The sequence below is a fragment of the Haloferax sp. DFSO52 genome (assembly GCF_048158745.1).
In the GTDB taxonomy this organism is placed as follows: Archaea; Halobacteriota; Halobacteria; order Halobacteriales; family Haloferacaceae; genus Haloferax.
This window is the reverse complement of record NZ_JBLOPB010000001.1, coordinates 1445418-1469874: the sequence shown is the minus strand read 5'-3', so window position 1 is coordinate 1469874 and position 24457 is coordinate 1445418. Positions and strand designations below refer to the sequence as shown.

At 61.5% G+C, this 24457-nt stretch carries 28 protein-coding genes; 14 read left to right on the top strand and 14 right to left on the bottom strand.

Translation table 11 applies throughout. The annotated features are described in order from the left end of the window. Nucleotides 1-4: 4 nt before the first annotated feature. Nucleotides 5-394, bottom strand: coding sequence for a hypothetical protein (locus ACK3SC_RS07705; RefSeq protein WP_416839527.1), 390 nt, complete (start codon nt 392-394; stop codon nt 5-7). An 81-nt stretch (nt 395-475) separates the two neighbouring features. Beyond that, complete coding sequence (locus ACK3SC_RS07700; RefSeq protein WP_416839526.1) at nt 476-877, bottom strand: ArsR/SmtB family transcription factor; 402 nt, start codon at nt 875-877, stop codon at nt 476-478. Between the two features lie 100 nt (nt 878-977). Between ACK3SC_RS07700 and ACK3SC_RS07695 the strand changes: the two genes are divergently transcribed. Beyond that, nucleotides 978-1598, top strand: coding sequence for a hypothetical protein (locus ACK3SC_RS07695; protein WP_416839525.1), 621 nt, complete (start codon nt 978-980; stop codon nt 1596-1598). 162 nt (nt 1599-1760) lie between these two features. Here the strand turns inward: ACK3SC_RS07695 and ACK3SC_RS07690 are convergent, their stop codons facing one another. Continuing rightward, nucleotides 1761-3941: a CDC48 family AAA ATPase gene (locus ACK3SC_RS07690; protein ID WP_416839524.1), complete on the bottom strand. Its 2181-nt coding sequence runs from the start codon at nt 3939-3941 to the stop codon at nt 1761-1763. Nucleotides 3942-4019: 78 nt separating this feature from the next. Between ACK3SC_RS07690 and ACK3SC_RS07685 the strand changes: the two genes are divergently transcribed. Then, the gene (locus ACK3SC_RS07685; RefSeq protein ID WP_416839523.1) at nt 4020-4154 is read left to right on the top strand and encodes a hypothetical protein; all 135 of its coding nucleotides are present in this window, start codon (nt 4020-4022) and stop codon (nt 4152-4154) included. A 42-nt stretch (nt 4155-4196) separates the two neighbouring features. On the opposite strand, the gene ACK3SC_RS07680 is transcribed toward ACK3SC_RS07685, so the two are convergent. Together ACK3SC_RS07680 and ACK3SC_RS07675 are read right to left on the bottom strand one after the other, a co-directional pair. Next, the gene (locus ACK3SC_RS07680; protein WP_416839522.1) at nt 4197-4433 is read right to left on the bottom strand and encodes a hypothetical protein; all 237 of its coding nucleotides are present in this window, start codon (nt 4431-4433) and stop codon (nt 4197-4199) included. Continuing rightward, nucleotides 4433-4861, bottom strand: coding sequence for a DUF5796 family protein (locus ACK3SC_RS07675; protein ID WP_416839521.1), 429 nt, complete (start codon nt 4859-4861; stop codon nt 4433-4435). Before ACK3SC_RS07675 ends, ACK3SC_RS07680 begins: the two co-directional genes overlap by 1 nt. A 125-nt stretch (nt 4862-4986) precedes the next feature. Between ACK3SC_RS07675 and ACK3SC_RS07670 the strand changes: the two genes are divergently transcribed. The 3 genes from ACK3SC_RS07670 to ACK3SC_RS07660 are packed head-to-tail and all read left to right on the top strand — an operon-like array spanning nt 4987 to nt 6450. Beyond that, nucleotides 4987-5856: a shikimate kinase gene (locus ACK3SC_RS07670; protein ID WP_416839520.1), complete on the top strand. Its 870-nt coding sequence runs from the start codon at nt 4987-4989 to the stop codon at nt 5854-5856. Next, a complete protein-coding gene (locus ACK3SC_RS07665) occupies nt 5853-6161 on the top strand; it encodes a chorismate mutase (protein WP_416839519.1) in 309 nt (102 codons plus the stop codon). The genes ACK3SC_RS07670 and ACK3SC_RS07665 overlap by 4 nt, the downstream gene beginning before the upstream one ends. A gap of 46 nt (nt 6162-6207) precedes the next feature. Further along, nucleotides 6208-6450 carry a hypothetical protein gene (locus tag ACK3SC_RS07660; protein WP_416839518.1) on the top strand — a complete coding sequence of 81 codons (243 nt, stop codon included), beginning with the start codon at nt 6208-6210 and terminating at the stop codon, nt 6448-6450. Between the two features lie 41 nt (nt 6451-6491). On the opposite strand, the gene ACK3SC_RS07655 is transcribed toward ACK3SC_RS07660, so the two are convergent. Then, complete coding sequence (locus ACK3SC_RS07655) at nt 6492-7301, bottom strand: type II CAAX prenyl endopeptidase Rce1 family protein (protein WP_416839516.1); 810 nt, start codon at nt 7299-7301, stop codon at nt 6492-6494. Nucleotides 7302-7425: 124 nt separating this feature from the next. Here ACK3SC_RS07655 and ACK3SC_RS07650 point away from each other — a divergent pair, with 124 nt between their 5' ends. Further along, entirely contained in the window at nt 7426-7854 is a 429-nt protein-coding gene (locus tag ACK3SC_RS07650; protein ID WP_416839515.1) for an OsmC family protein, read from the top strand. A gap of 140 nt (nt 7855-7994) precedes the next feature. Next, nucleotides 7995-8615, top strand: a complete 621-nt coding sequence (locus tag ACK3SC_RS07645) for a LysE family translocator (protein WP_416839514.1) — start codon at nt 7995-7997, stop codon at nt 8613-8615. Nucleotides 8616-8679: 64 nt separating this feature from the next. Here ACK3SC_RS07645 and ACK3SC_RS07640 read toward each other — a convergent pair whose 3' ends face one another. Both ACK3SC_RS07640 and ACK3SC_RS07635 read right to left on the bottom strand, forming a co-directional pair. Continuing rightward, nucleotides 8680-9486 (bottom strand): aminoglycoside N(3)-acetyltransferase, encoded by an 807-nt coding sequence (locus ACK3SC_RS07640; RefSeq protein ID WP_416839513.1) that lies wholly within the window; start codon nt 9484-9486, stop codon nt 8680-8682. A 139-nt stretch (nt 9487-9625) separates the two neighbouring features. Continuing rightward, nucleotides 9626-10033 carry a nuclear transport factor 2 family protein gene (locus ACK3SC_RS07635; RefSeq protein ID WP_416839512.1) on the bottom strand — a complete coding sequence of 136 codons (408 nt, stop codon included), beginning with the start codon at nt 10031-10033 and terminating at the stop codon, nt 9626-9628. A gap of 170 nt (nt 10034-10203) precedes the next feature. On the opposite strand from ACK3SC_RS07635, the gene ACK3SC_RS07630 reads away from it, so the two are divergent. Further along, entirely contained in the window at nt 10204-10440 is a 237-nt protein-coding gene (locus ACK3SC_RS07630; RefSeq protein WP_416839511.1) for a hypothetical protein, read from the top strand. A 14-nt stretch (nt 10441-10454) separates the two neighbouring features. Here the strand turns inward: ACK3SC_RS07630 and surE are convergent, their stop codons facing one another. The 3 genes from surE to ACK3SC_RS07615 form a co-directional block, all read right to left on the bottom strand. Further along, a complete protein-coding gene (gene surE, locus ACK3SC_RS07625; protein WP_416839510.1) occupies nt 10455-11243 on the bottom strand; it encodes a 5'/3'-nucleotidase SurE in 789 nt (262 codons plus the stop codon). 141 nt (nt 11244-11384) lie between these two features. Next, nucleotides 11385-12788 (bottom strand): small ribosomal subunit Rsm22 family protein, encoded by a 1404-nt coding sequence (locus tag ACK3SC_RS07620; protein WP_416839509.1) that lies wholly within the window; start codon nt 12786-12788, stop codon nt 11385-11387. 107 nt (nt 12789-12895) lie between these two features. Continuing rightward, nucleotides 12896-13660 carry a prephenate dehydrogenase/arogenate dehydrogenase family protein gene (locus ACK3SC_RS07615; protein WP_416839508.1) on the bottom strand — a complete coding sequence of 255 codons (765 nt, stop codon included), beginning with the start codon at nt 13658-13660 and terminating at the stop codon, nt 12896-12898. A 167-nt stretch (nt 13661-13827) separates the two neighbouring features. Here ACK3SC_RS07615 and ACK3SC_RS07610 point away from each other — a divergent pair, with 167 nt between their 5' ends. Together ACK3SC_RS07610 and ACK3SC_RS07605 are read left to right on the top strand one after the other, a co-directional pair. Continuing rightward, the gene (locus ACK3SC_RS07610; RefSeq protein ID WP_416839507.1) at nt 13828-14673 is read left to right on the top strand and encodes an SDR family oxidoreductase; all 846 of its coding nucleotides are present in this window, start codon (nt 13828-13830) and stop codon (nt 14671-14673) included. A 170-nt stretch (nt 14674-14843) separates the two neighbouring features. After that, entirely contained in the window at nt 14844-15365 is a 522-nt protein-coding gene (locus ACK3SC_RS07605) for a hypothetical protein (RefSeq protein WP_416839506.1), read from the top strand. Nucleotides 15366-15416: 51 nt separating this feature from the next. Here ACK3SC_RS07605 and ACK3SC_RS07600 read toward each other — a convergent pair whose 3' ends face one another. Both ACK3SC_RS07600 and ACK3SC_RS07595 read right to left on the bottom strand, forming a co-directional pair. Beyond that, the gene (locus tag ACK3SC_RS07600; RefSeq protein WP_416839505.1) at nt 15417-16592 is read right to left on the bottom strand and encodes a M24 family metallopeptidase; all 1176 of its coding nucleotides are present in this window, start codon (nt 16590-16592) and stop codon (nt 15417-15419) included. A 112-nt stretch (nt 16593-16704) separates the two neighbouring features. Continuing rightward, a complete protein-coding gene (locus tag ACK3SC_RS07595) occupies nt 16705-17124 on the bottom strand; it encodes a cyclic nucleotide-binding/CBS domain-containing protein (RefSeq protein ID WP_416839504.1) in 420 nt (139 codons plus the stop codon). A 147-nt stretch (nt 17125-17271) separates the two neighbouring features. Between ACK3SC_RS07595 and aroA the strand changes: the two genes are divergently transcribed. Both aroA and ACK3SC_RS07585 read left to right on the top strand, forming a co-directional pair. Beyond that, the gene (aroA, locus tag ACK3SC_RS07590) at nt 17272-18564 is read left to right on the top strand and encodes a 3-phosphoshikimate 1-carboxyvinyltransferase (RefSeq protein ID WP_416839503.1); all 1293 of its coding nucleotides are present in this window, start codon (nt 17272-17274) and stop codon (nt 18562-18564) included. A gap of 83 nt (nt 18565-18647) precedes the next feature. Beyond that, complete coding sequence (locus tag ACK3SC_RS07585) at nt 18648-19889, top strand: alkaline phosphatase family protein (RefSeq protein ID WP_416839502.1); 1242 nt, start codon at nt 18648-18650, stop codon at nt 19887-19889. Here the strand turns inward: ACK3SC_RS07585 and ACK3SC_RS07580 are convergent. Further along, entirely contained in the window at nt 19875-20369 is a 495-nt protein-coding gene (locus ACK3SC_RS07580) for a DUF6653 family protein (RefSeq protein WP_416839501.1), read from the bottom strand. The two genes, ACK3SC_RS07585 and ACK3SC_RS07580, sit on opposite strands and share 15 nt — an antisense overlap. Nucleotides 20370-21204: 835 nt before the next feature. On the opposite strand from ACK3SC_RS07580, the gene aroC reads away from it, so the two are divergent. Together aroC and ACK3SC_RS07570 are read left to right on the top strand one after the other, a co-directional pair. Further along, the gene (aroC, locus tag ACK3SC_RS07575; protein ID WP_416839500.1) at nt 21205-22362 is read left to right on the top strand and encodes a chorismate synthase; all 1158 of its coding nucleotides are present in this window, start codon (nt 21205-21207) and stop codon (nt 22360-22362) included. Nucleotides 22363-22560: 198 nt separating this feature from the next. Continuing rightward, entirely contained in the window at nt 22561-24456 is a 1896-nt protein-coding gene (locus ACK3SC_RS07570; RefSeq protein WP_416839499.1) for a 2-oxoacid:acceptor oxidoreductase subunit alpha, read from the top strand. Nucleotide 24457 lies beyond the last annotated feature (1 nt).

Genomic DNA, 24457 nt, shown 5'->3' with positions numbered 1-24457 from the left:
TCGATTACTCTGCGATTGCCCACTCCTCGAGAATCGAGGTGACGGCCGTTCTGAGCGCCTCGAAGTCCTGCATCGTGATGCCGTCTGTCGTGACGAACACGCCGATATCTTCGAGGGTAATTCGGACGAGATAGCCGTTTTCGAACACCCGAATCGTGTACTGATAGTCACCGAGTTCCGACCCGCGGTAGGCGTCCTGCGTCATCTTGAAGTCGTGCCACTCGTTGCCGATAAAGGAGTTCAGGTCGGCCTCCTGTTCGAGGTCGCCACGGAGGTAGACCTGCAGGTAGTCGAATCGGTTGAAGTACGTCAGTGACCGGAGACTGTCGCCCGCGGCGGTTCGACACGTCGAAATCAGTTTCTCTTGTGCTTCCTCTGGCAGGAGATTTGACATCGGTGTCTGGTGTGTGACCTACTACCAAATAGGCGGCGCATCCGGCAGGTGACGCGACGAAGCTATCCGAGGCGAACTATCTTACTCCGACGTGTACGCGTCGCGGTAGTCGTGTTCACGCCGAATGAGTTCCTCGACGCCGTATTCGAGGATATCTGCGCCGAGCGACGTGGCGCGGTAGTAGGCGAACAACCCATCGCCGTCGGCCCGGGTTCGTTTTCGTTTCTCGACCAGCCCGGTGTCGACCAGCTTTCGGAGGTGGTAGTGGAGATTGTTCGCCCGGATGTCGAGTGCGTCCTCCAGTTCTTTCGGGCTCCGTTCGCCGAAGTGGACCAACCGGTACAACAGGGTGAACCGAGTTCGGTCACCGATGGCCGCCTGCATGTCGAGATACTCGTCCAGCGTGAGGACGCTCGTCGGCGGCAGCAACTCGGCCGGGTCTTCGGGCAGTCCCTTCGCGTCGGCCGGAGAGTTCGTCGCCATCTCAGCTAGAGAGATGTCGTACACCGACTTAACAATTCTTGAGTCGAACTTCACTGAAAAGGCCGTTTTTTATATATGTGTTCGGTCAGTACGACGGAGTATGCGCGACTCCATCAGCCGCGACGAGATTCGAAACGCCCTCGGCCGGACGACCTACGACCGTTTTCTCGTCTACGTGATGGGCCCGTACAAGTCGTTCAACCTGAACTACGTCCTCTCGGAACAGGAACTCCAGGACATCGACATCGAGGAGCTCCCCGGGCCGATTCGCCGCTTGTTCTCCAACCGAGACGATATCGACGACGCACTCGCGCTCCTCCGCCGTGTCCAAGGGTCGTTACGTGCAGACCCCGGTGTCAACGCCTTCCTCGCCGTCGACATCGATATCGACACCGACGACGTCGATGCTGCGACCCAGAGTCTGGCTTTCGCGGAAGCGAGCAACGTCACCGTGTTCGTCCTCCCGTTTCTCGGGCACAACTTCGGCGTCGGCGAAGAGGCAGGGTCGATTCTCGAACGACTCTCGGAGACCCACGGCGACAGAATCGTCTTCGTCCACGAATCGACGGTCACGAGCGAGATGATTCGCGCAGCGCGGACGCGCTGGGACCTCAGAGTCGAAACCTACGACACCGAAGAAGAACTGCACAAGCGTATCCGACTCTTCGTTGCGGACGTGATGAACCGCGAACTTCACGGCGACTTAGCCCTGCTCGATTGATGTCTATTGTTACCAACCAGCACAGATAAGAATTTTGTCAGTTCAGGGCGAAGAGAGACGTGTCATGCCCGACGACGCGCTCGGACTGGCGATGCAGGACCAGACCACTGTTGCACGTGAACACGGCACGTAATCAGTGCCGGAAAATAAGACTCTCCGTCGTCAGGAGAGCGTCGGGCTCACTGACTGGAGTGCGGCGTTGAAGTGGTCGCGAGTGATTCGAATCTCGTCTGCGTGTTCGTTCGCGGCCGTACCCTCGTAGGCGTTGGCCACGTCCTGAATCGCTCGAAGTGCTGCTTCGCGGCAGACTGCGGCGATGTCTGCACCTGTGTACCCATCCATGTGCGCGGCCACGTCGTTCAGGTCGATATCGGGACTGAGCGGTTTGTGTCGGACGTGAACGTCGAGGATGGCGCGACGGGCCCCGATGTCGGGTGCGGGCACTTCGACGTGCGTCTCCAGACGGCCGGGGCGAAGGAGCGCTGGGTCGAGTGCATCGCGGCGGTTCGTTGCCGCGAGGACGACGAGGTTCGGGTTGTCGGCGGCGTTGTCCATCTCGGTCAGGAGTTGCGAGACGACGCGTTCTGTCACGCCGGAGTCCGACCCGAGGCTGTCGCGGTTGGTCGCGAGTGCGTCGATTTCGTCGAAAAACAGGATGCTCGGTGCGGCCTGTCGCGCCCGGTCGAACACCTCGCGGACGGACTTTTCGGACTCGCCCACGTATCTGTCGAGGAGTTCCGGGCCGGCGACGTGGATGAAGTTGACCTCGCTTTCGGCCGCGATAGCACGCGCGAGGAGCGTCTTCCCGGTACCCGGCGGTCCGTAGAGGAGAAGCCCGGTCGGTGGGTCTGTCGACGCCGCCTCGAAGAGCGGTGCGTAGGTCAACGGCCACGTGACGGCGCGTTCGAGCGTCCGTTTCACGTCGTCGAGGCCGCCGACTGCTTCGAACCCCTTGGTCGGTTGTTCGGCGACGTACTCCCGCATCGCAGACGGTTCGACCGCCGCCATCGCCGCCTCAAAGTCGGCACGGGTCACCGTCAGTTCGTTGATTGGAACTCCATCGCCGGTTCGTCGAGAGCGCCGAAGTGCAGTCATAGCTGCTTCCTTCGCGAGCGATTCGAGGTCTGCGCCGACGAACCCGTGAGTCCGCGAGGCGAGTTTGTCGATGTCCACGTCGTCCGCGAGTGGCATCTGCCGGGTGTGAACGTCGAGAATCTCGTGTCGGCCACCGACGTTCGGGACGCCAATCTCGATTTCACGGTCGAATCGACCGCCGCGACGAAGTGCCGGGTCGAGGCTATCCACGCGGTTCGTCGCCCCGATGACGACCACGTCGCCGCGAGCGTCGAGGCCGTCCATGAGCGAGAGGAGTTGGCCGACGATTCGACTCTCGACATCGCCGCCGTCGTCGCGTTTGGCCGCGATCGAGTCGATTTCGTCGAAGAAGATGATGCTCGGCGAGCGCTCGCGCGCTTCCTTGAACACCTCACGGAGTTTCTCTTCTGACTCGCCTTTGTACTTCGAGAGGACTTCCGGCCCCGAAATCGTGATGAACGTCGCATCGACTTCGTTGGCGACGGCTTTCGCGATGAGGGTCTTTCCCGTTCCCGGCGGACCGTGCAGAAGCACGCCTTTCGGCGGTTCGATACCGAGGTGGGCGAACACTTCGGGTTCCGACAACGGGAGTTCGATCATCTCGCGAACCAGGTCGAGTTCGTCGTCGAGGCCCCCGATGTCTTCGTATGTGACGCCAGTGGCACGTCCTCGCGTTCCGACTCCGTCGTCACCACCGGTCATGCTCTTGACCGCATCTCGGACAGTCTCGCTCGCGCCTTTCGACGCTGCTGCGGTCACGGTGATGTTCGTCGCGTCAGTGATGCGAACGACGCCGCCCGGCCGGGTCTCGCTCACGACGAGAAGGGCACCGCCGAGTCGCTCGATTCGAACGCGGTCACCCGCCTGCAGTGGGCGATTCCGAATCTCGGATTTGACCACGTCTTCTATCGTCTCCCGACTCACGCTGGTTCGTTCGAACGCACTGGGGCCGTCGAGCGTCACCGACTTCGCGTCGTCGACATCTATCTTCTGGACGCGAACGGTGTCGCCGATTTTGACGCCGGCGTTCGCTCGCGTGTCGGCATCGACGAGAATCTCGCCGGCGTCAGCGCCGGGCCGCGCCGGCCACATCTTGGCGACCGTCTCGCGATTCCCCTCGATGACCACTGTCTCGCCACTCAATACACTGAGTTCGCGACGTGCCGCTTCGGGGAGGCGGGCGATCCCGCGTCCCGCGTCGCGTTTTTCAGCGGCACGGACCACGAGTGTCACCCCGTCTTCGCTCATGGCTGACGATTCGGTGTCACGAGGCTTGAGCGTTCGCCCGGGGGAACCGTTTTGCCGGCTCGTGTGATATCCCTAGACATGGTGACCACGACACAGAAGGATGGCGAGACGTGGTTCCAGTGTGAAGAGTGTGGCCTGCTGTTCGACGTCGAAGACGACGCGGAGGCACACGAAGGAAACTGCGACACTGATAGCCCGTCGTACCTCCAGTAGGCGCAGCACGCGCGAACTCGTTCGCCAGACGGCAGGCGAACCTTATTCGGGGTCGTGTTCTGCGGCGATTCGCTCGGCGTGTTCGAGCGACGTCGCTCGTTCCCAGCGGACGCGCTCCGCGTCGCCGTAGGCGAGTACTTCTTTCAGTTCGTCGCGGAGGACGCCCACGCCGCGTCCGACGAGGTTCCCATCGGCGTCGCCGAGTTCGAAATAGCCGTAGGCTTCCGGTGCCTTCCCAATCGTCCGCTTCTCCAGCGGTTCCCAGCGTTTTCGGAGCATCAATCGGAGACGAATTCGTACGATTGCTCGCTCCAGTCGTCTTCGACGAAGACGAACACGCGCCCGCGGGCCACGTCTGGGTTGGCCTCGATCTCGAATCGGTGGCCTGCGAGGCGGCGAGCGACGACACCCGGGAACAGTTCTTCTTCGTCGCCTTCGGCGAGGATGACCCGGCCGACGCCGCTCGATTCGAGCACGTCGTCGTGCGTCTTCAGGTCGTTGACGTACATCATCACGCCCTCCGTCTCCGTCGGGTCGGTGACGAGGACGTGGACTTCCTTGCCGGGACTCGTCTGCAGCGTGCCCGTCGTCGCCTCGGGGACGCCTCGGTAGACTGTCGTCCGGTTGTCGATGTACTCCACTTCGACGCCGTAGTCGTGGAGTTCGATGCCGAGGGTACTCGGGGCGATATCGTTTCGGGCGCTCATAGCCGACGATACCGCCGGAGTGGTGAAAAACGACGCGATACGGCGTATCGAATCCGAGGGTAATCGACAGCGGATGATATGGCATCGACCGCTACTTCTTTCTCTCCGCTCGTGTCGGTAGACGTATGCACGGCCGAGCCGCCGCCCTCGGAGCAGGGACTATCCTGAACGCTCTCGCGACGGGTACTGGCTCCGCGTTCGCGATCGACGCAGAGACCACCGCGACTGTCGAGTTAGACGACTCGAGTGAGGTTCGCGGGACCATCGCGGAGGCACCCGACGCCGACACGCGACTCATCGAGCGCTGTGTCGAACTCGTCGTCGAGGCGTACGGCGACGGCGAGGGCGGTACCGTCGAAACCGACAGCGACGTGCCGATGGCCGCCGGTCTGAAGAGTTCGAGCGCCGCCGCGAACGCGTCAGTCCTCGCCGCGCTCGACGCAGTTGGTGCGTCAGTCGGTCCCGCACCAGACGACGACATCTCTCGCATCGACGCCTGTCGCCTCGGCGTTCGAGCGGCCAGAGAGGTTGGCGTCACCGTCACGGGGGCGTTCGACGATGCATCGGCATCTATGCTCGGTGGCGTCGTCGTCACCGACAACACCGCAGACGAACTCGTCGTCCGTGACGAACCCGAGTGGGACGTCCTCGTGTGGACGCCGCCGGAGCAAGCCTTCAGTGCCGATGCCGACGTATCTCGCTGTGAAGACGTCGCTTCGATGGCTAATCTCGTCGCGGAGCTCGCACTCGAAGGCCGGTACGCAGAGGCGATGACGGTCAACGGCCTCGCGTTCTCGGCCGCGCTGGACTTCCCGACCGACCCGGCCGTCGAAGCGATGCCTCTCGCAGACGGTGTCTCCCTCTCTGGAACCGGCCCGAGCGTCGTTGCAGTCGGTGACCGCGACGACCTCGAACAGGTCCAGACGCTGTGGGACGCCCGCGACGGCGAGACACGACTGACCACGACCCGAACTGACGGAGCACGAATCCTATGACAGACGACAGCGACACACCCAACGCATCGGTCCAAGATATGACGCTCGACGAACTTCGCGCAGAAATCGAAGACATCGACCGTGAAATCGTCGAACTCATCGCTCGCAGAACCTACGTCGCCGACACCGTCGCGCAGGTCAAAGCCGAACTCGACCTGCCGACGACCGACGAATCGCAAGAAGAACGCGTGATGGAACGCGCCGGCCAGAACGCCGACCACTTCGAAGTCGATTCGAACCTCGTGAAGGCGATTTTCCGGCTGCTCATCGAGATAAACAAGGCTGAGCAGCGACAGAATCGGTGATTCTGCCGAAGTTGTTATTACACTGTCACGATATCGTTCGACAGAGATGACCGACTCGGAGACGAGAGACCAATCTGATATTTTTCGCACCCTCCAACAGTTGGGTATCATCGTCGGTATCCCTGTGTGGGCCTTCCTCTGGTTCTGGCCGATGATTGGGCAGAACTTCACGTCGTACAGCGGGATCGACTACCTGCTGCACGCTGAAGGTGCCGTGGCGAGTTTCTTCTTCACGGGCCTGTTCGCCGGACTCGTGGTCGCGGTGTTGTTGTACAATCTGATGCGGTAGGCAGGGGAGTGAGGCCGAAGGCCGAACGAACTCGATAGAAGTTACCCGCTACCCCGAACCAACGTCTCTCTTCCCCAGTACGCGACGACGGCAATCGTACTCACCGCGAGAAGTGCCACGAACGCGAGACTTGCGGGGTCGGAGTCGAGAACAGGAAACATCGCCTGCGACCAGTTGAACGACGCGTGAAACAACAGTGCAGGGAGGAGACTCCGGTTCGTATTGTTGTACACCCACGTCAGGAGCACCGAAAAGAGTGTAATCGAGACGACGAACCCGAGGAACGGATTTCGGTAGTAAATCGTCTCACTCGGGATGTAGAACAGCGGGAAGTGCCACACGGCCCAGACGAGTCCGACGAGCACGCCGCTTCCGACGGCACCGAATCTGGCCTGGAGTGCGTCGAGAAGGTAGCCTCGCCAGCCAAACTCCTCCTGAATCGGCCCGCCAAGAAGCAAGATGACCACGAACGCGATGGGGAGTACGAGCGGGTTCCCTGCCCACGGAAACGACGGTGTCGTGTCGGTGACGACGGCGACGGCGAGTGCGACGAGAACGACGACTGGTGCGAACAGGAGTGCGACACCGAGCCATCGTCGCGGGTAGTCGAGTTGGACAGCGCGCCTGGCGAGTCGAACCGCACCCTGTAACCCACCGGTGTAAGCGACGAGAACGAACGCAGCAACCGTCGGTCCGAACGCACCGAGTTCTGGAAGGACCGGGAAACTCTCGAGGTAGCCTTCGGAAACGAGTGCCCGTGGTACCCAGAACGCCCACGACCACCCGAACGTCAGCAGCAAAAACGCAGCGATGCCTCGTGACTCGACTGGCCGACTCCGAGAAGAGGACATGATAGTCGATACGTCGACAGTTCAGATAACCCTTCGCGGCAGTAAGTTGGGCAAGGTGGTGCTCAGTCCACTGTCACGTCTCGCCGGTATTTCCTTACTGGTGGAACCCGATGCTACGTGTGGAATGCCCATTAGACAAGCCGAAACGACGTGGCAAGGTGGAAAGGATGGAAGCGGTGACTTCACGACTGAGAGCGGACTAATCGAAGGGACGCTCACGTTCCCGACTCGCTTCGAAGAGGAACCCGGGACGAACCCAGAAGAACTCATCGGCGCGGCACACTCTGGCTGTTTCTGCATGCAACTGACAGCGCTCCTCGAAGGAGAAGGCTACACAGCGACGCAACTCCACACCGAGGCAGACGTTCACCTTCGGCCTGCCGACGGTGGTGGATTCGAAATCCCCAAAATCGAACTGACGCTGGAAGCCGACATCCCCGACATCGACGCAGAAACCTTCGAGGAGATCGCCCAACAGGCCAAAGAAACCTGTCCGGTCTCGATGGCGCTTGCAGGTCCCGAAATCACGCTTGACGCGACGCTGATGAGCTAACACCGGCAGCAGACTCCCACCGATTTTTTCGACAGTTCCCCGAGAGAGGCAAGCGACGTGTCTACAGAACGGTTTTACCGCGTTGGTCCCTCGGGAATGCAACGAGGTGACTCGTATTAACCACGACAACCACCATCCTGTTGCAGGGTATCGCCCTCGGTGTCTCGATTGCGGCCCCCGTCGGCCCAATTGGCATCCTCTGTATTCAGCGGACGCTCGCTAGGGGGAGACGCGCTGGATTCGTCAGCGGCCTCGGAGCGGCGTCCGCGGACGCTGTCTACGCCGCAATCGCCGGGTTTGGTCTCACGGCGTTGTCGTCGATTCTCCTGGACCACCAGACAGGGATTCGTCTCGTCGGTGGGCTGTTCTTGGTGTATCTCGGTCTGCAATCGTTCCGTGCCGAACCCACCACGGGTGGCGAATCGACGGGCACACAGACAGACCGAACGACGGCCGAACACCAGACGCTGGCACGCGACTACGCGTCGACGTTTCTGTTGACGCTCACGAACCCAGTGACGATTCTGGCGTTCGTTGGAATCTTCGCTGGGTTAGGTGTCGGTCTCTCCGGTACGTACGTCGACGCCGCTGTTCTCGTCGTTGGCGTGACGACAGGGTCTGCGCTCTGGTGGTTCCTCCTGAGTACCGGGGTGAGTCTCTTTCGGACGCGATTCACCCGACCGGTACTGCGGCGAGTAAACCAACTCGCTGGCGTCGTCATCGGCGGGTTCGGAGTCTTCGTGCTGGTGGGGCTGCTGTAGTTCCCAGCAATTGCGGACGGGGAAGATGTTGAACCGCGGACGGGGAAGACGTCGAACTGCGACCTCAGCGATGTTCTTCGAACCAGTCCACTGCAAAGTCGACCAGTTCGACCTGACTCGCATGCTTGGCAGTCGCCGCCCCGACTGGCCCCTCGGTGAGTCCGACTTCGGATTCGAAATCGGCACCGACTGCGTCGAAGTCATCACTGTCAATCTCGATATCGTCGAACTCGACGACGACTCGCTCGCCGTCACGAAGGAGTGGTGCGGACGAGTGGTCGAGTTCCGTCTCGAAGTCTGCTCGATATTCGGCGAGGTGAAGCGACGTGTTCCGGTCGTGGCCGACGCCGAGTAGCAACACGTCTCCGTCTCTGTCGTAGACGCGGGCGAGCGGCGACCCCTCGCCGAGTCCGTACTCGAGGTCGTGCCCGTCGACGACCGCGTCGGCATCTGCTCCCCACGCAGCAAACGAGAATAGTGGGTGGTCGCTTCGGACGACACCTGGATAGGTACGGAAGCATTCGGGGATTGCACCCATCCCGCGCGTTGGGGTCACGTCGGGGCGGTACGGCGGCATCTGGTCACGAATCAGCTGAATCCATTCGTCAGGGACTGGTGGATTCTCCCACCCTTCTGGGTCCGAGTACTGCGTACTGTGGGTTGGCATGACGAGTGTTCCTTCCGGGGTGAGCACGTCCTGAAGCGCATCGACCACGGCCTGTGGGCCGCCAGCGACCCACCCCAGCGAGCTCAACGAGGAGTGGACGAGGAGAGTGTCGCCAGCGCCAATCCCGAGGGAACGGAACGCCGCTGCGAGCGAAGAGACGGTTCCGGGTTCGTCAACCGCCTCGATGGCGTCTGCTTCTGTCATGTCCTTGCTGTCGGCAGAAGTACCCATCAACGTTAGCTTCGTCTATCGCCGTCCGAGATTCGTGGCTGGCCACCATTTCTCGATCAAAAAACCCAGACGCGACCACCGGGTCGTGGCCGCGACTCTCTCCTGTCTCGGCTTACGCTTCGAGCACACTGAGCATCGCTGCGGTGTCTGTGTTGTTGATGCACTTCGTCATCTTGCCGTCTTTCATGTCACAGACGTGTGCGAACGAAACGTCGAACTGCTTGCCTGACTCTCTGTGCGTGCCGCGGAACCGCCCGACTCCCACGACAGTGTCGCCACCGTCGATAATCCGGTCAGGCTCCACCGAGAGGTCTTCGAACGTCGCCATCGTCTCCATGAAGATGTCGTTCAAGATTGCATCTGGGCCGATGTGTGTGCCGGGACTCGGCGCGCCTTCGGGTTCGACCCACTCGATATCGTCCGCGAACACCGACAGTACGGTGTCGAGGTCACCCTTGTTGTACGCGTCGTAGGCACTCTGGAGTAGCTCTACGTTCGTTTCTTTGCCAATTGCTGCCATTTCTTTGCCCCAAAGTAGGGTACGAGCGCAGCGTGCATAGCATTACCACGATATATGATAGCATTTGACCGTTCATGGGGTATCGACACGGTTCACCAAATCCGGCCTCGTCCTCAGGTGACTTTCGGGAAACCGGAACACAAATATGACACTGACGTATCACGAACTCTATGAGTGACCTTTCCGCTCGCGAGGCCCTCCGCTATGCCACCGAAGATAGCATGCTCGCGCTCTACGCCGTCGTCTTCGGTGGGTGGATTCTCTTGACAGTCGTTGGGTTCGGACTCACTCGCGGTGGCGTCCTCCTCGTCGTCCGCCTCCTCGCAGTCGTGTTCGGTGTCTTTGCGATACTCACGGGTGTGGTCGCTATCGCGTATAAACTCTTGGCCGACAGTCGAACGAACTGAGCGTTCGGCGCCGTTCAGAGATACGTCTCGGCGAGTGCGTCGAGCGCCTGGTGGTGGTGCGTCGTGTGCGGCGCGGTGAGCGGTGAGACAGAGACCTTCCCGTCGACGATAGCGCGACGGTCCGTCCCTTCGGGGTCGGGGATATCGCCGGACGACATCCGCTCCCAGATACGGTCGTGGAGTCGGACAGTTCCGTTGTCGAACGTTGCGGTCATGTCGTACAGTTCCGATGGGTACGTCACTTCCATATCCGCGGGTTCGGCGTCCTCGGTCGGCATGGGTGCGTTGACGTTCAGGTAATCACACTGCTCGAACACACCCGCAGGTTCGGCGTGTTTGACGAAGTAGGATGCCGCACGCGTCGCCTCGCGGTAGTCTCGGGGGTCGGTGGCTTTCTCGTGCCACGGAACGTCGCCCCCGGGTGGGACGTACATCGAGAGGGCGATCGCGGGCACGTCGAAGAACGCCGCCTCGACAGCAGCGCTGACGGTTCCGGACCGGCCGAGAACGTAAGCACCGATGTTCGCACCCTTGTTGACTCCTGAGACGACCATATCCACGTCGGGGCAGAGCGCTTCCAGCCCGGCGACCGTACAGTCTGCGGGCGTCCCTTCCAGTGCGTATCCGAGTTCGTGTTCGGTGACGACTGCATCCGACGACATCTTCCGCCCGACGGCGCTCTGGTCTGTGGCGGGGGCGACTGCTGTCACGTCCGCAAACTCCGACAGCGCATCGTAGAGGGCTCGAAAGCCAACGCTCTCGATACCGTCGTCGTTCGTGAGGAGGATAGAACGTTCGCTCATGCTATCGACTGGGGTGGGCGTGTGCAAAAATCCACCCGTCGAACACCTCGTCGATGTCTCTGTCAGTCTCGTCGCCGGTCCCACCACTGGCAGGCGACTCACTCGAGTAATTCACGCAGGCGACCCGCTCAGGCGATTCACTCAGGCAACCTTATCGACGATGGTCTGGTCGTCGACGACGAGATTGTACGCCTCCTCGTCGTCGTTCCAGAGGGCGAGGATGTTCTCGAAGACCAGGACGTCTCCGTACGCCGCATCTTCGAGGTCGGCGTTCAGCATCGTCGGTTTCGTCCGAACGGCGTAGTGGTCGACTGCTTGGCTTCCGTCGCCAATCTTGAACACCTGATTCTTTCCTTCGGAGAGGTCGTGACTCAGTTTCACCGCCATCAGGTCGATACGATTCGTGACGTGGCGCTCCATCTCGGCCATCTTGGCGAATCGCGCCGCGTTCGCACGGATGTCCACTCTGCGCTTTCCGTCCGTTCGGAGGATGCTGTAGGAGTACTGTACGTCCACGTTGACGAACGTCCCCTCGTCCTCTTCGGCGTCGCGTCCCTCGTCGAGTCGGCGCTGGAACCCCGGGACGTCGAGGTCTGGCCGAACGTCGAACGACCAGCCGCGGTCCGACGGCGCGTACCCATCCCAGAGACGGAGCGTCGGTGCGTAGACGGTCACGTCGCCATCGACGGGTGCGACTTCTCGCTCGACGTCACGGAGTCCGATGCTCGTGTTGCGGTCTGCGGGTGCGATGGCGACGATAGTCCCGTCGTCTGCGAGTACGTCGAGATACTTCTGGACGACTGCTGTGGGGTCGTCGAGTTCGCTCAGGACGCTCGCGAAGAGGACGATATCGTACTCGCCGTCTGGGTCGAACGCCTCTGCCGTCTCTCGGTGGATGCTGGTTCGGAAGTTCCGCCGCGTCTCTCCGAGCATATGTTCGAGCACGTCGGCGGATGCACTCGGTTCGACTGCGTGATATTCGACGAGTGAGTCGTCGGGCAAGTAGTCGTGGAGTCCGAGAGCAGGGCCACCAGTTCCTGCGCCGACATCGAGGACGCGCAGCCGGCGAGAGAGCAATCCAGTTTCTGCAACGTCGTCGAGGACGTACCCGATAGCCGCGTAGTAGTCTGGCAGGTGGTACAGTGCGTAGCCGAGTGCGGCGTCGTCGTCGTACTCGACGGGATTCCCGCGGTAGTAGTCTTCTTTCAACTGGCGGACGCGCTGGCGGAGTCTGTCACCCGAGTCTTTGACGTGCCAGTTCGCGCCGTAGCGGCGAATGAGCAGGTCTTCGAGTGCGAACGAGTACTCGTCGGGAAACGCCTCCGGCGACCATCCGGGTGGCGTCACCGACGCTTCGTTCGCGGGGACGAACGTCCCGTCGTCTTGCTCGAAGAGTCCGAGGTCGTAGGCTTCGTCACGGAGCGTCTGCTTGACGACTGCGGGATGTGGTTTCCCTTCGATATACTCCGCAATCTCGTCGGGGTCTATCGGGCGGACGTTTCTGAGGTACTTCGCGTTGTCGCGGACGGCGTCTCTATCTATCATCGTCGGAATACTGTGGTGGACACTGGCGGGCGGGTTCGTCGGTGGTCAAAGTGACCAGTCGCGTGGTCACGGTGTTCGGGACTCATCGGCGGCGCTACCTCTACTCGTCACTCGGCAGGTTCGTGGTTGTCGGTTTCGTCGTCTCGGTGTGCGACGCGCCGATAGAGGTCGGCGAACGTCTCGTCGTCTGCCATCGCGAGGTCTCTCGCGGCGTCGGCAACTCGGTCGGTGCCGTCGCCGAACGACGACTGGATGTCGGCGTAGACGCGCGGGTTACCGGATGTGACAGCCGAGACGAGTTCGTCGAGTGCGGCAGAAATCGGCGTGGTAAACTCCGCTCGCACGTCGTCGGCGGCGAGGCCAAACGAGAGGACTGCGGCGTGTGCGGCGGCCTGAACCGTCTCCATCGCCGTATCGTGTTCTTCCGGAGTCGTCTCGAAGACGGTGTTGCCGGCGGCCGATACGTCGTCGAGGAGTGCATCACCGAGTGGCCCCGATTCGTCGACGACGCAAGCGACGTTCCCCGGTGCGTTCACCGGTGCGAAAAGCGGGTGGAGACTGAGGCGTTCTCGGTCGGGGAGGTGTTCGCGCATCGCGGCCACGGGTTTGGACATCGACCCGGTCACGTCACACATCCCTCGCTCTGCACGGTGGGCGTTCGCTTCGACTGCCTCTGCAGCGAGGTCCATTGGAACGGCGAGACAGACCACGTCGAACTGCTCGTCGCCGTCGAGTGGGACAGCACGGCCACCGAGTTCGTCGGCGGCAGCGACCGCTGCGTCGGGGTTCGCATCGGCGAATGCGAGGTCAGCGTCCACTGTCCGGCCGAACCAGCGACCCATCGAACCGGCACCGACGACGAGCAGTCTCATCTGTTCTGAGTGGACGCGGGTCGCCCAAAAGAGAATCGGTGCCGGCGAGCGTGCGAACGCACCCGCACGTCAGTCGGTGAGAGACGAGGAACAGGCTACTGGTCAAACACTGGTGAACGGAACCCCAGTGTACGAACCATCAAGTGGGACTTTGACAATGTGATTCTATGGCATTCGACGAGATTGATTTCGAAGGTCGGACCGCATTTATCACGGGAACGAGTCGCGGTATCGGAAAGAAAATCGCACTCGACCTGGCCGACCGTGGAGCGAACGTCGTCTCGACGGGCAAGACCGTCGAAGAACACGACCAACTCCCCGGGACGATCGTCGAGACGACGGAGGAGATTCGCGAGCGAGGTGGCAACTCCATCTGGTGCCAACTCGACGTTCGCGACGACGAGACGATTCACGCGGCCATCGACGAGACGGTCGACGCCTTCGGCGGCATCGACTTCGTCGTCAACAACGCGGGTGCAATCCACATCGCGAACTTCGAGAACACGCCACCCAAACGGTTCGACCTGCTCATGGATGTCAACGCCCGCGGGTCGTACGCGACGACGCACGCCGCGCTCCCACACCTCCGCGAGAGCGACCACGCACACGTTGTGACCTTCTCACCGCCACTGCCTGCCCGCCCCGCCCCGGGGAAGGTTGCGTACGCCCTCTCGAAGTACGGGATGACGTTCATCGCAGAGTCGCTCGCCCAGGAGCTCGCCACCGACGACATCGCCGTCAACGCACTCTGGCCCGTCGCGGCCATCGAGTCCGAGGCGACCCGCCACTTCGGGATGGGCACCCCCGAAGATTGGCGGACCCCGCAGATTATGTGTGACGCACTCGCCGAACTGTTCTCTCGTGACCCCACGGAGTGTACGGGCAACACCTACTACGACGAAGAAATTCTCGCCGAGGCGGGCGTCGAGGACCTGTCGTCGTACGCAGTCGTCGAAGGAAGCGACCCCGGGCCAATGTCGGCCCAGTTGTTCGACCCCGACTACGAACGCTAAGCTGCCCCATTATCGGGGCTGAGACTCGGGACCAGACGTTTATGTATCTGAACGTCTGACAACGAGCAATGCGTTTCCGCGCCCCCCACGCTTCGGAAACATGGTTCTCGACTCGGTATCATTCTGAATCGGCAAGTAGAGTTAAATACCACTGGAGGTTGGCCTAGGCCATGGAGTTCCCTCGCTTGCCGTCCCGAGATACGAACGGCCAAACGGTCGTTCTCCCAGACGACCTCGAGGGTGAACAAACACTGCTGCTCATCAGTTTCGACCACAGACAGCAGTCGCTCGTCGGCTCGTGGCGAGGGTTCGCGAACGAACTGACAGAGACGTACAACCACTTCGGCTACTACGAACTGGTCGTCCTGGGCGGTCGAAGTGGGATGATGCCACCGGTCGCTGGCGGCGGGATGTCACCAGATATGGCACGAAGTCGTCCGCACGACAACGCGCTCGTCGCGCGTGTAGACAAGACTGCGCTGCAGCGACGACTTGGACTCCTCGGTGAAGGGAACATCTACGCACTGCTCATCGAAGACGGGCAGATCGTCCGACAGGCCGCAGGCGTTCTCACGCCCGAGACAGCAGACGCGCTCGAGAAGCTCTTGAAACAGTGGCGAGAAGTACACTCCGGGTGGACCGACGCGTCGAACGTTGGACCAACCACGGGTGACAGCGCACTGGACAGCTAATCGTCCGGTGCGGTCGTTTTCTGGTGCGGTCGTTTTCTTCTTGTTCAGATTCTAGTCGACGACGAGTTCGACCGGGTAGTCGGTGAGATTCTCGTAGCCGTCTTCGGTGACGACGACCATGTCCTCGATTCGGACGCCGCCAACGTCGGGGTCGTAGAGGCCGGGTTCGATGGTGATGACGTGCCCGGGTTTCAGTTCTTCGCCGCTTCGACTGATGCGAGGAAGTTCGTGGACATCGAGTCCGACGCCGTGGCCCGTGCTGTGGATGAATCCCGTCTCCGCAGACTGGTCGGCGCGGAGGGTGTTCTCGCCGGCCGCTTCGTACACGTCGCAAACGGCATTGTGAACGTCTTCTCCGGTTGCGCCCGGTTCGACGGCATCGAGTGCGGCGTGGAACGCGTCTTCGGTCAGGTCGAACCACTCACGAATCTTCTCGGTCGGTTCGCCCTTCACGAAGGTTCGAGTCATGTCGCCGTTGTACTTCGTGGCTTTGTCGCGGGGGAAGATGTCGATGATGATGGCCTCGTTAGCGGAGAGCGGGCCACTCCCGCGGTTGTGTGGGTCGGCTGCGTCGGCACCGCCGGCGACGATTGTCTCGTCTAAGGCACACCCGTGGCGGAGGAGCGTAATCTCGATTTCTTCTTTCACGCGTTCGCTCGTCAGCGGTTCTCCTTCGTAGACGAGCGTTCCGTCGTCCGCCACATCGGCGGCGCGAATGAGGGCTTCCGCGGCCGCCATCGACGCTTCGTTGGCGTCCTGTGCGTCGTGGATGTATTCGATTTCGTCGTCGCTCTTGACGGCCCGAATCGTCAGCAGCACGTCGTCGGATTCTGCCTCGACAGCGACGCCCTCGTCGCGAAGGGCGTCGGCGGTGCCGACGGGGAAGTCTGCTGGCACAGCGAGTGTCGACGCGTCGTGGTCGGCCAGGAACTCCGCGAGGACTTTCGCCTTCCCGACGAGCGGCCCGTACTCTGTGTATTTGTCCACGTAGTCGTACTCAGAGAGGCGGGAGACGGTGTCTGCACGGCTCTCTTTCTTCGCACGCCCGTATTCGAGAGCGGAGACGAGGAGGTGCGTCCCCTCGGGCGTGTAGAGCGTCGTGTACGCGTCTGGGGCGTCGAATCCGGAGAGATACAACTGGTTGGAGTCACTGCCGTCGGCGGAGATGAGATAGCCGTCGAAATCGTCGCCGAGGAACTCGTCCAGCGGTGAGAAATCGGGTTCCATACTCCCGGGTTCGACCGGTCGGTAGTAAAGCCCTCGCGTCGCGGGCGAAGACAGTAGGTTGCCCTCGAACGACCGACTCAGCGTGGGAACTGGGTGCCCTCAGGCGACCGACTCAGCGTGGGAACTCACCGCGAACGACGTCCGCCAGCTCTTCGAGTTGCCGCGAGATGTGACACAGCAAGTCGTCCAGTGTGACGATACCGACGAGGTCACCATCCGACACGACCGGAACGCGGCGCACGCCTTCGTCGTGCATCATATCGACGACTTCTGTGACGCCAGCGTCTGGCGGGACGCTGAACACGTTCGTCGAGAAGATGTCGTTGGCGACGAGGTCACCCACGTCTCGGTTGCCGGCGACGCCGTAGATGACGATATCGCGGTCGGTCAGAACGCCAGCGACGACGCCTTTTCCGTCGACGACGACGACGCTTCCGACGCGCTCGGTTCGCATCGTTCGGGCGACTTCGAGCAACGGGGTTTCGACATCGACCGTGATGACGTCTGTCTGGGCGATTTCTTTGACGAGCATACCACGACATTCGTCACGAGAACGCATAGAACTGCACGTCACTCTCACATCTCGGGAACAGTCACGTCACTCGGTTTGGGAACCCACCACGTGGGAGAACGTCGCCGTGTCCGGTACGCTGATACTACGCCGTCACGACGCCCGGGTATGGACGTTCACATCTCGCAGTCTCGGGTCCACGGGCGAACCCGAGCGCCGCCGTCGAAAAGTTACACACACCGGGCGATTCTCGCCGCAGGATACAGCGACGAGGCAATCGTTCGCGACGCCCTCGTCAGCGCCGACACGAAAGCGACCATGCGAGCGGTCCGTGGCTTCGGTGGATCGGTCGAACGCGACGGACAGACCATCGACGTCGTTGGATTCGACGGGCGACCAGCGGCCCCTGACGACGTCATCGACTGTGCCAACTCGGGGACGACGATGCGTCTCGTCACCGCCTGCGCCGGTCTCGGTGATAATCTGACCGTCCTCACCGGCGACGAATCGCTCCGCTCCCGGCCGCAAGGTCCGCTTCTCGACGCCGTCTTCGACTTAGATGGTCGTGCGGAGAGCACGCGCCGAAACGGACAGGCACCGCTCGTCGTCGGTGACGGCATGTCCGGTGGAACCGTCGAGATTCCGGGCGACGTCTCTTCGCAGTACATTTCGGCGCTGTTGATGGCCGGCGCGGTCACCGACGACGGCATCGACATCGAACTCACGACCGAGCTGAAATCGGCACCGTACGTCGATATCACGCTGGAAGTCCTCGACGACTTCGGCGTCGAAGCGACGCGAACCGACACCGGATTCTCCGTCTCCGGCGGCCAGTCGTACCGCCCCGCCGGTGGCGAGTACAGCGTTCCCGGTGACTTTTCGTCGATGTCGTACCTTCTCGCGGCCGGTGCAGTCGCTGGTGCCGACGGCGAGTCAGTCGTCGTCGAGGGCGCACGCCCGTCTGCACAGGGAGACAGCGCAATCGTCGATATCGTCCGCGACATGGGTGCAGACGTCGAGTGGGACGAAGACGCCGGTGAACTGACCGTCTCGGTCGCCGACCTCTCGGGTACCACCGTCGACGTGGGCGACACACCAGACCTGCTCCCAACGATTGCGGTCCTCGGCGCGATTGCAGACGGCGACACAGTCATCGAGAACTGCGAACACGTTCGCTACAAGGAGACTGACCGCGTGACGGCGATGGCCGAAGAACTCGCGAAGATGGGGGCCAACGTCACCGAACAACAAGATAGGCTCACCATCCACGGCGGCGACACCGACCTCGTCGGCGCAGCAGTCGATGGACGCGGCGACCACCGCATCGTGATGTCGCTCGCCATCGCTGGCCTCGTCGCGGACGGCCAGACGACGATTTCCGGGGCGGAACACGTCGACGTGTCCTTCCCGAACTTCTTCGAGTCGATGCGTGCGCTCGGTGCTGACGTGACCGACGCCTGAACACCCACGCGGTTTGGTCGCCTGACCCCACGCAGTTTCCCCTCCACACAATCTTTTTCCCACCGCCGTCCGCCGACTGTGGTATGCAGCGACCCGACAGCTCGGCACTGCGTGAGCGCCAACTGGACGGCGACTATCTCCTTCCAGCGTACGAGGACTGGTGTTTCGCCCTCATTCCGGGGACAGTTTCCGATTTGCTCGGGGCGGATATCGGGCCGAGACTCCCCGCGTCCGCGACCGACGACTACGGCGACATCTCCCGCGTCGTCGTCTTCCTCGTCGATGGCTTCGGTCTCGCACAGTGGGCCGGTGAGCGTGAGCGAATCCCGTTTCTTCGCCAGTTCGAACAGGCGGGTCGAGTGACGCCGCTCACGTCCATCTATCCGTCGGAGACGGCTGCCGCGATGAACACGTTCCACTCGGCGGCGCTCCCGTCGGAACACGGTGTCGTCGGCTGGAACGTCTACGAACCGGACGCCGACGAGCAGTTCGTGGCACTCCCGTTCCTCCGTAAAGACGGAACCGAACCCGAGCGACTCGACTTCGAAGACGTCGCCAACGCGGAGAGCATCTACCCCGACCTGGTAGACGCAGGCATCGAGACACACCACGTCACCCCCTTCCCGTCAGACGAGACGGTTCCACACACGTACGATGTCGAAGACTTCTCGACGTTCACCGACGCGTTCGCCGACGCCGCCCACGAAGCGTCGGACCCATCGTACATCTTCGCGTACCTTCCTCAGACGGACGCGGTTGCGCACGGCGAGGGTGTCGACTCAGACACGTACCGTGAGACGGCTGTCGAGACGTTCGACGCAATCTCAGTGGCTATCGAATCCCTCGCAGACGCCACTGAAGGAGACGGCGAACAGACCCTCGTCTGCATCACCGCCGACCACGGCCTCGTCGACACCGACCCCGACCGAAACGTCGACCTCTCGGAACCACCGATCGACCTCGTTTCGGACCTGCGAACGCAAACTGACGGAACACCGATTCGATTTGCTGGGAGTCCGCGAAACGTCCACCTCCACCTTCGACCGGAGCGAATCGACCCCGTCTACGACACGCTCACGTCCGAACTGGACGCACGAGTCCTCCGGAAGCAGGAGATACTGGATTCTGACCTGTTCGGCCCGAATCCGTCAGCGACGTTTGAGCGTCGACTCGGTGACCTCGTGGTGGTTCATCGCGACCTCGGCGTCTGGTACGGCGACGAGGAACCGACCGAACTGCGGTTCGTCGGGATGCACGGCGGGCTCCACCCCGACGAGATGCTGATTCCCTTTGCGACGGCCACGCTCGACTCACTCGGCGAGTGAGGATTCGAGGTCAGGCGAGGTGACAGACGGACCCTCGCCGGTCACGCCCGTCTTCTTGATGATGGCGTCGGTCCACCAGAGTTTGATGACCATCACACCGAGCGTGCCGAGGAGCGTGCCGACTGGCTTTCGCCGGAGTGCGGAGGCGAACGCGTAGAACGTGACGGGGATGTTGAGGACGTTGAGGATATTGGGGTAGTCGAGTCCCATCGTTCCCTTTCCGTCGTCCAACCACTCGCGTTCGGCGAGCACGATTCGACTGAGGTAGTTGTCCGTCCGCGCGGGTCGCGGGAAGAGGACGGGGTTGACGGCGATGAACGCCAGCGTCGCCGCGAAGAGTTTCGTGTCGCGTCGGTAGATGGCGTACATGAACACCGGATAGACGAGAATGCGCGTTCCGGCGCTCCACGGATTCGCGTGTCGCTCCCAGAACGTCGCTTCGAAGCTGTCGCGGAGGCCACCGTCGGATGTCGATTCCATAGGCTATCTTCGCCGGCTTCGTATTTGAACCTCAGCGCGTCGAACGTCGCTTTCGGAGGATTCGGATTCACGACTTCAGGTAGTCGGTTCTGTGATAGTCTCCAGAACGTGACCGCTGCGGCGTGACACAGACAGAGGGTGTATGCAGCACGCCGGGAGATTCGAGGAGTTCAATCAATTGACAAGCTCGGTTGCCAACCCACCCATCGCTGCCATCGTATATACGCCGATGATGAAAGGAACACTCACGTCGAATCCAGCTACGACAGTGAGGTACCCGCCAACGACAGTTACGGCACAAACGGGAATCAACGCGCTGAGAGCGAGCCGCTGGACACGCCCCGTCTGTCCACGCACGAGAGTACGAGCAACGAGTATCCCACCAACGATGGCGAGAAGAACGGTCCCTGCCGACGGGAAGAGTGGAAGGAACATATTTCCCAGTCCGAAAAGGGGCCTGACACCAGTTCTGGGGGGTGGGTACGAAATGACGGCGGTTACGAGTGCGAAGACGAGTAGCGCTCCCCCGAAACGATTCAATCGAGGGGGTGTGTGATTCTGTTGACTACTGTTCATACCGCTGGCAACTCCTGCAATGAGGATGTGTCTTGTGGGAGGGATAGTTCCGCAACGCAGGGATTCTCGTCTTGGTTGGGTCTCGAACAGGCGATTCGGACTGCTCGGAGTTGAAAGACACGCGCGCTGTAGTCAGCACGGCCCCACCAACCTATCAGAGTCAGCAGATTTCAACAGTGCCAGATTCTCCTCGTTCACAACCGCCCACGATTGCACCTATCTACAAACACTAAATGTGCGGACACCCGAGGGTCGGGTAATGAACGGTAACGAATTCGGTCGCCTCTTTCGGGTGACCACCTACGGCGAGAGTCACGGCGACGCCATGGGTGCCACGATATCCGGGTGCCCCGCCGGCGTGGAACTCTCCGTCAAAGATATCCAGCACGAACTCGACCGACGAAAACCGGGCCAGTCGATGATTACGACGAGTCGCGGCGAACCCGACGCCGTCGTCGTCAACTCCGGCGTCCAGGATGGCTACACGACGGGAACGCCCATCGGGATGGTCGTCCAGAACAAGGACGCGCGCTCCGGCAAGTACGAACCCTACGTGACCGCGCCCCGCCCGTCCCACGGTGACTTCACCTACTCTGCGAAGTTCGGGACGCGCAACTGGGGCGGCGGTGGTCGCTCGTCCGCGCGTGAGACGGTGAACTGGGTCGCCGCCGGGGCCGTCGCCAAGCAGGTCCTCGAACAGAGCGAGTACGACATCGAGGTGAAAGCCCACGTCAACCAGATTGGCGACATCGAAGCGCCGCCAGTCTCGTTCGATGAGATGCTCGAACACACCGAGGAGAACGACGTGCGGTGTGCACACCCCGAGACGGCCGAGAAGATGCAGGCGGCCATCGAACAGTACCAGAAAGAGGGTGACTCCATCGGCGGGTCCATCTACTTCGAAGCACAGGGCGTCCCCCGTGGCCTCGGCGCACCCCGATTCGACTCGTTTTCGGCGCGACTCGGGCAGGCCATGATGGCGGTTCCGGCGGCAACCGCCTTCGAGTTCGGACTGGGGCGCGAGGCCCGCGAGTGGACCGGGTCCGACCGCAACGAGAACTGGGAGTTCGACGAGGAAGGCGACCCACGACCCGTCGGCAACAAACACGGCGGTATTCAGGGCGGCATCACCACCGGACAACCGATTTACGGCGAGATGACGCTCCACGCCCCGACCTCGATTCCGAAGAAACAGCGGACGGTCGACTGGGAGACGGGCGAAGAAAAGGAGATTCAGGTCGTCGGGAGACACGACCCAGTGCTCCCACCGCGTGGCGTCCCCGTCGTCGAAGCGATGTTCTATCTCACTATCCTCGACTTCATGCTGTTAAGCGGTCGAATCAACCCCGACCGACTCGACGGCGCAGTGGGCGAGTACGACACTCCGTACCACCCATCGAGTCCACAGAACGAGTAAACAACTCGAAAGAGAGTTATTACTCCGTTTCGACTCGATACAAACTCTCCGTTCGTCCACTTCTTTTTGGGCTGCAATTGGGTAATATAACAATATTAATTCCTTCATTATCTTTCCTTGTCAATCCATAGCAAAGTCTTTAATCAGACCAACACCAATTTTCCAGATAGCGCCCCAGCGGGGCCGTGAGCTCAAAATATGACTGACCACGAACTTATCTGGCGCATTGCAGGGGGTTCCGGTGACGGCATCGCCTCGACCAGCCAGAACTTCGCCAAAGCCCTGATGCGAGCGGGGCTACACGTTTTCACGCATCGACACTATCCGTCGCGCATTCGCGGTGGTCACACGTACACGGAAGTCCGCGTAAGTGCTGACCCTGTAAAATCGCGCGGTGACGGATACAACTTCCTTCTTGCCCTCGGTGACTCCTTCGCTCGGAACCCGAGCGAGGGTGCGTACTACGGCAACGAAGAGATCAAACCACTGTCTGAGAACCTCGACGAACTCAACGAGGGCGGCGTCATCGTCTACGACTCCGGTCTGCTCGACGCGGACGAAATCGAGAACTTCGACGAGCGCGTCGAAGCGAACGACTGGCACGTCTTCGACATCAATCTTCGCGAAATCGCCCGTGAACACGGCCGCGAAGTCATGCGGAACACTGCCGGTGTCGCAGTCACCTGTGCCATCGCGAACATCGAGCCCGACGTCATCAAGAGCCTGATGTCGGACGCGATGCCGGAGAAGATTCTCGAACCGAACCTCACCGTCTTCGACGACGCTTACGAGATGGTCCAAGCGGAGTTCGACATCGACGCTCCCGACATCTCGGTTCCTGAAGGAGAACACGACGAAGAGCAGGTTCTCCTCTCTGGCTCCGACGCCATCGCGTACGGTGCCATCGACGAAGGCTGCCGCTTCATCGCAGGCTACCCGATGACCCCGTGGACGGAAGTCTTCGTCATCATGTCGCAGAACCTCCCCGAACTCGGCGGAATCTCCGAGCAGGTGGAAGACGAAATCGCCGCCGCGGCACTTGCGATGGGTGCGTCCCACGCTGGCGTCAAGGCGATGTCCGGTTCGTCTGGTGGTGGGTTCTCGCTCATGTCCGAGCCACTCGGTCTCGCAGAGATTACCGAGACGCCGCTCGTCCTCGTCGAGGCCATGCGCGCCGGCCCATCGACGGGAATGCCGACGAAGCCCGAGCAGTCCGACATGGAGCACGTCCTGTACACGTCGCAGGGTGACTCCCACCGTATCGTGTTCGCGCCCGGTAACTCCGCAGAGGCGTACTACCAGACGCGTAAGGCGTTCAAAATCGCGTACGAGTACCAGATTCCGTCCATCGTCCTCTACGACCAGAAGCTCGGTGGCGAACTCACGAACGTTCCGGCGTCGGTCTTCGACGAAGCACCGAACCCGGACCTCGGTTCTGTCCTGACGGAAGCCGAACTCGCGGATGCGCCGCACGACGACTCCGGCAAGTACCAGCGCTTCCAGCACGACACCGAAAACGGTGTTTCGCCGCGCTCGCTGCCGGGTCAGAAAGGTGGTCGCTACCTCGCGACGGGTAACGAGCACATGCCTGCGGGTCACATCTCGGAAGACCCGGACAACCGCATCGCGCAGATGAACCGCCGCATGCAGAAAGTCGAATCCATCCGTGCCGAACTCGACGCAGACAACGGGTTCAACACGGTCTATGGACCGGAAGACGCCGACCTCGCCCTCATCACCTTCGGGAGCCAGCAGGGCACCGTCGAAGAGGCAGCGGACGCCCTCAACGAGAACGGTCACTCCGTGAAAGTTCTCGGCGTCTCCGAACTGATGCCGTTCCCGAAAGACGAGGTCAAGTCCTTCCTCGACAGCGTCGACGAGGCGCTCGTCGTCGAGATGACGGCCTCGGCCCAGTTCCGCGGACTCGTCCAGAAGGAACTCGGTGGCTACGGCGACAAGATGTCGAGCCTTCTCAAGTACAACGGCAACCCGTTCGAGCCCGCCGACATCGTCGAGGGCTTCGAGACGGCGCTCCTCGAAGGCGAGGAGCTCCCAGACAACCGTACGAAGTTCGTCCCCAAGGTGGGTGAATAAA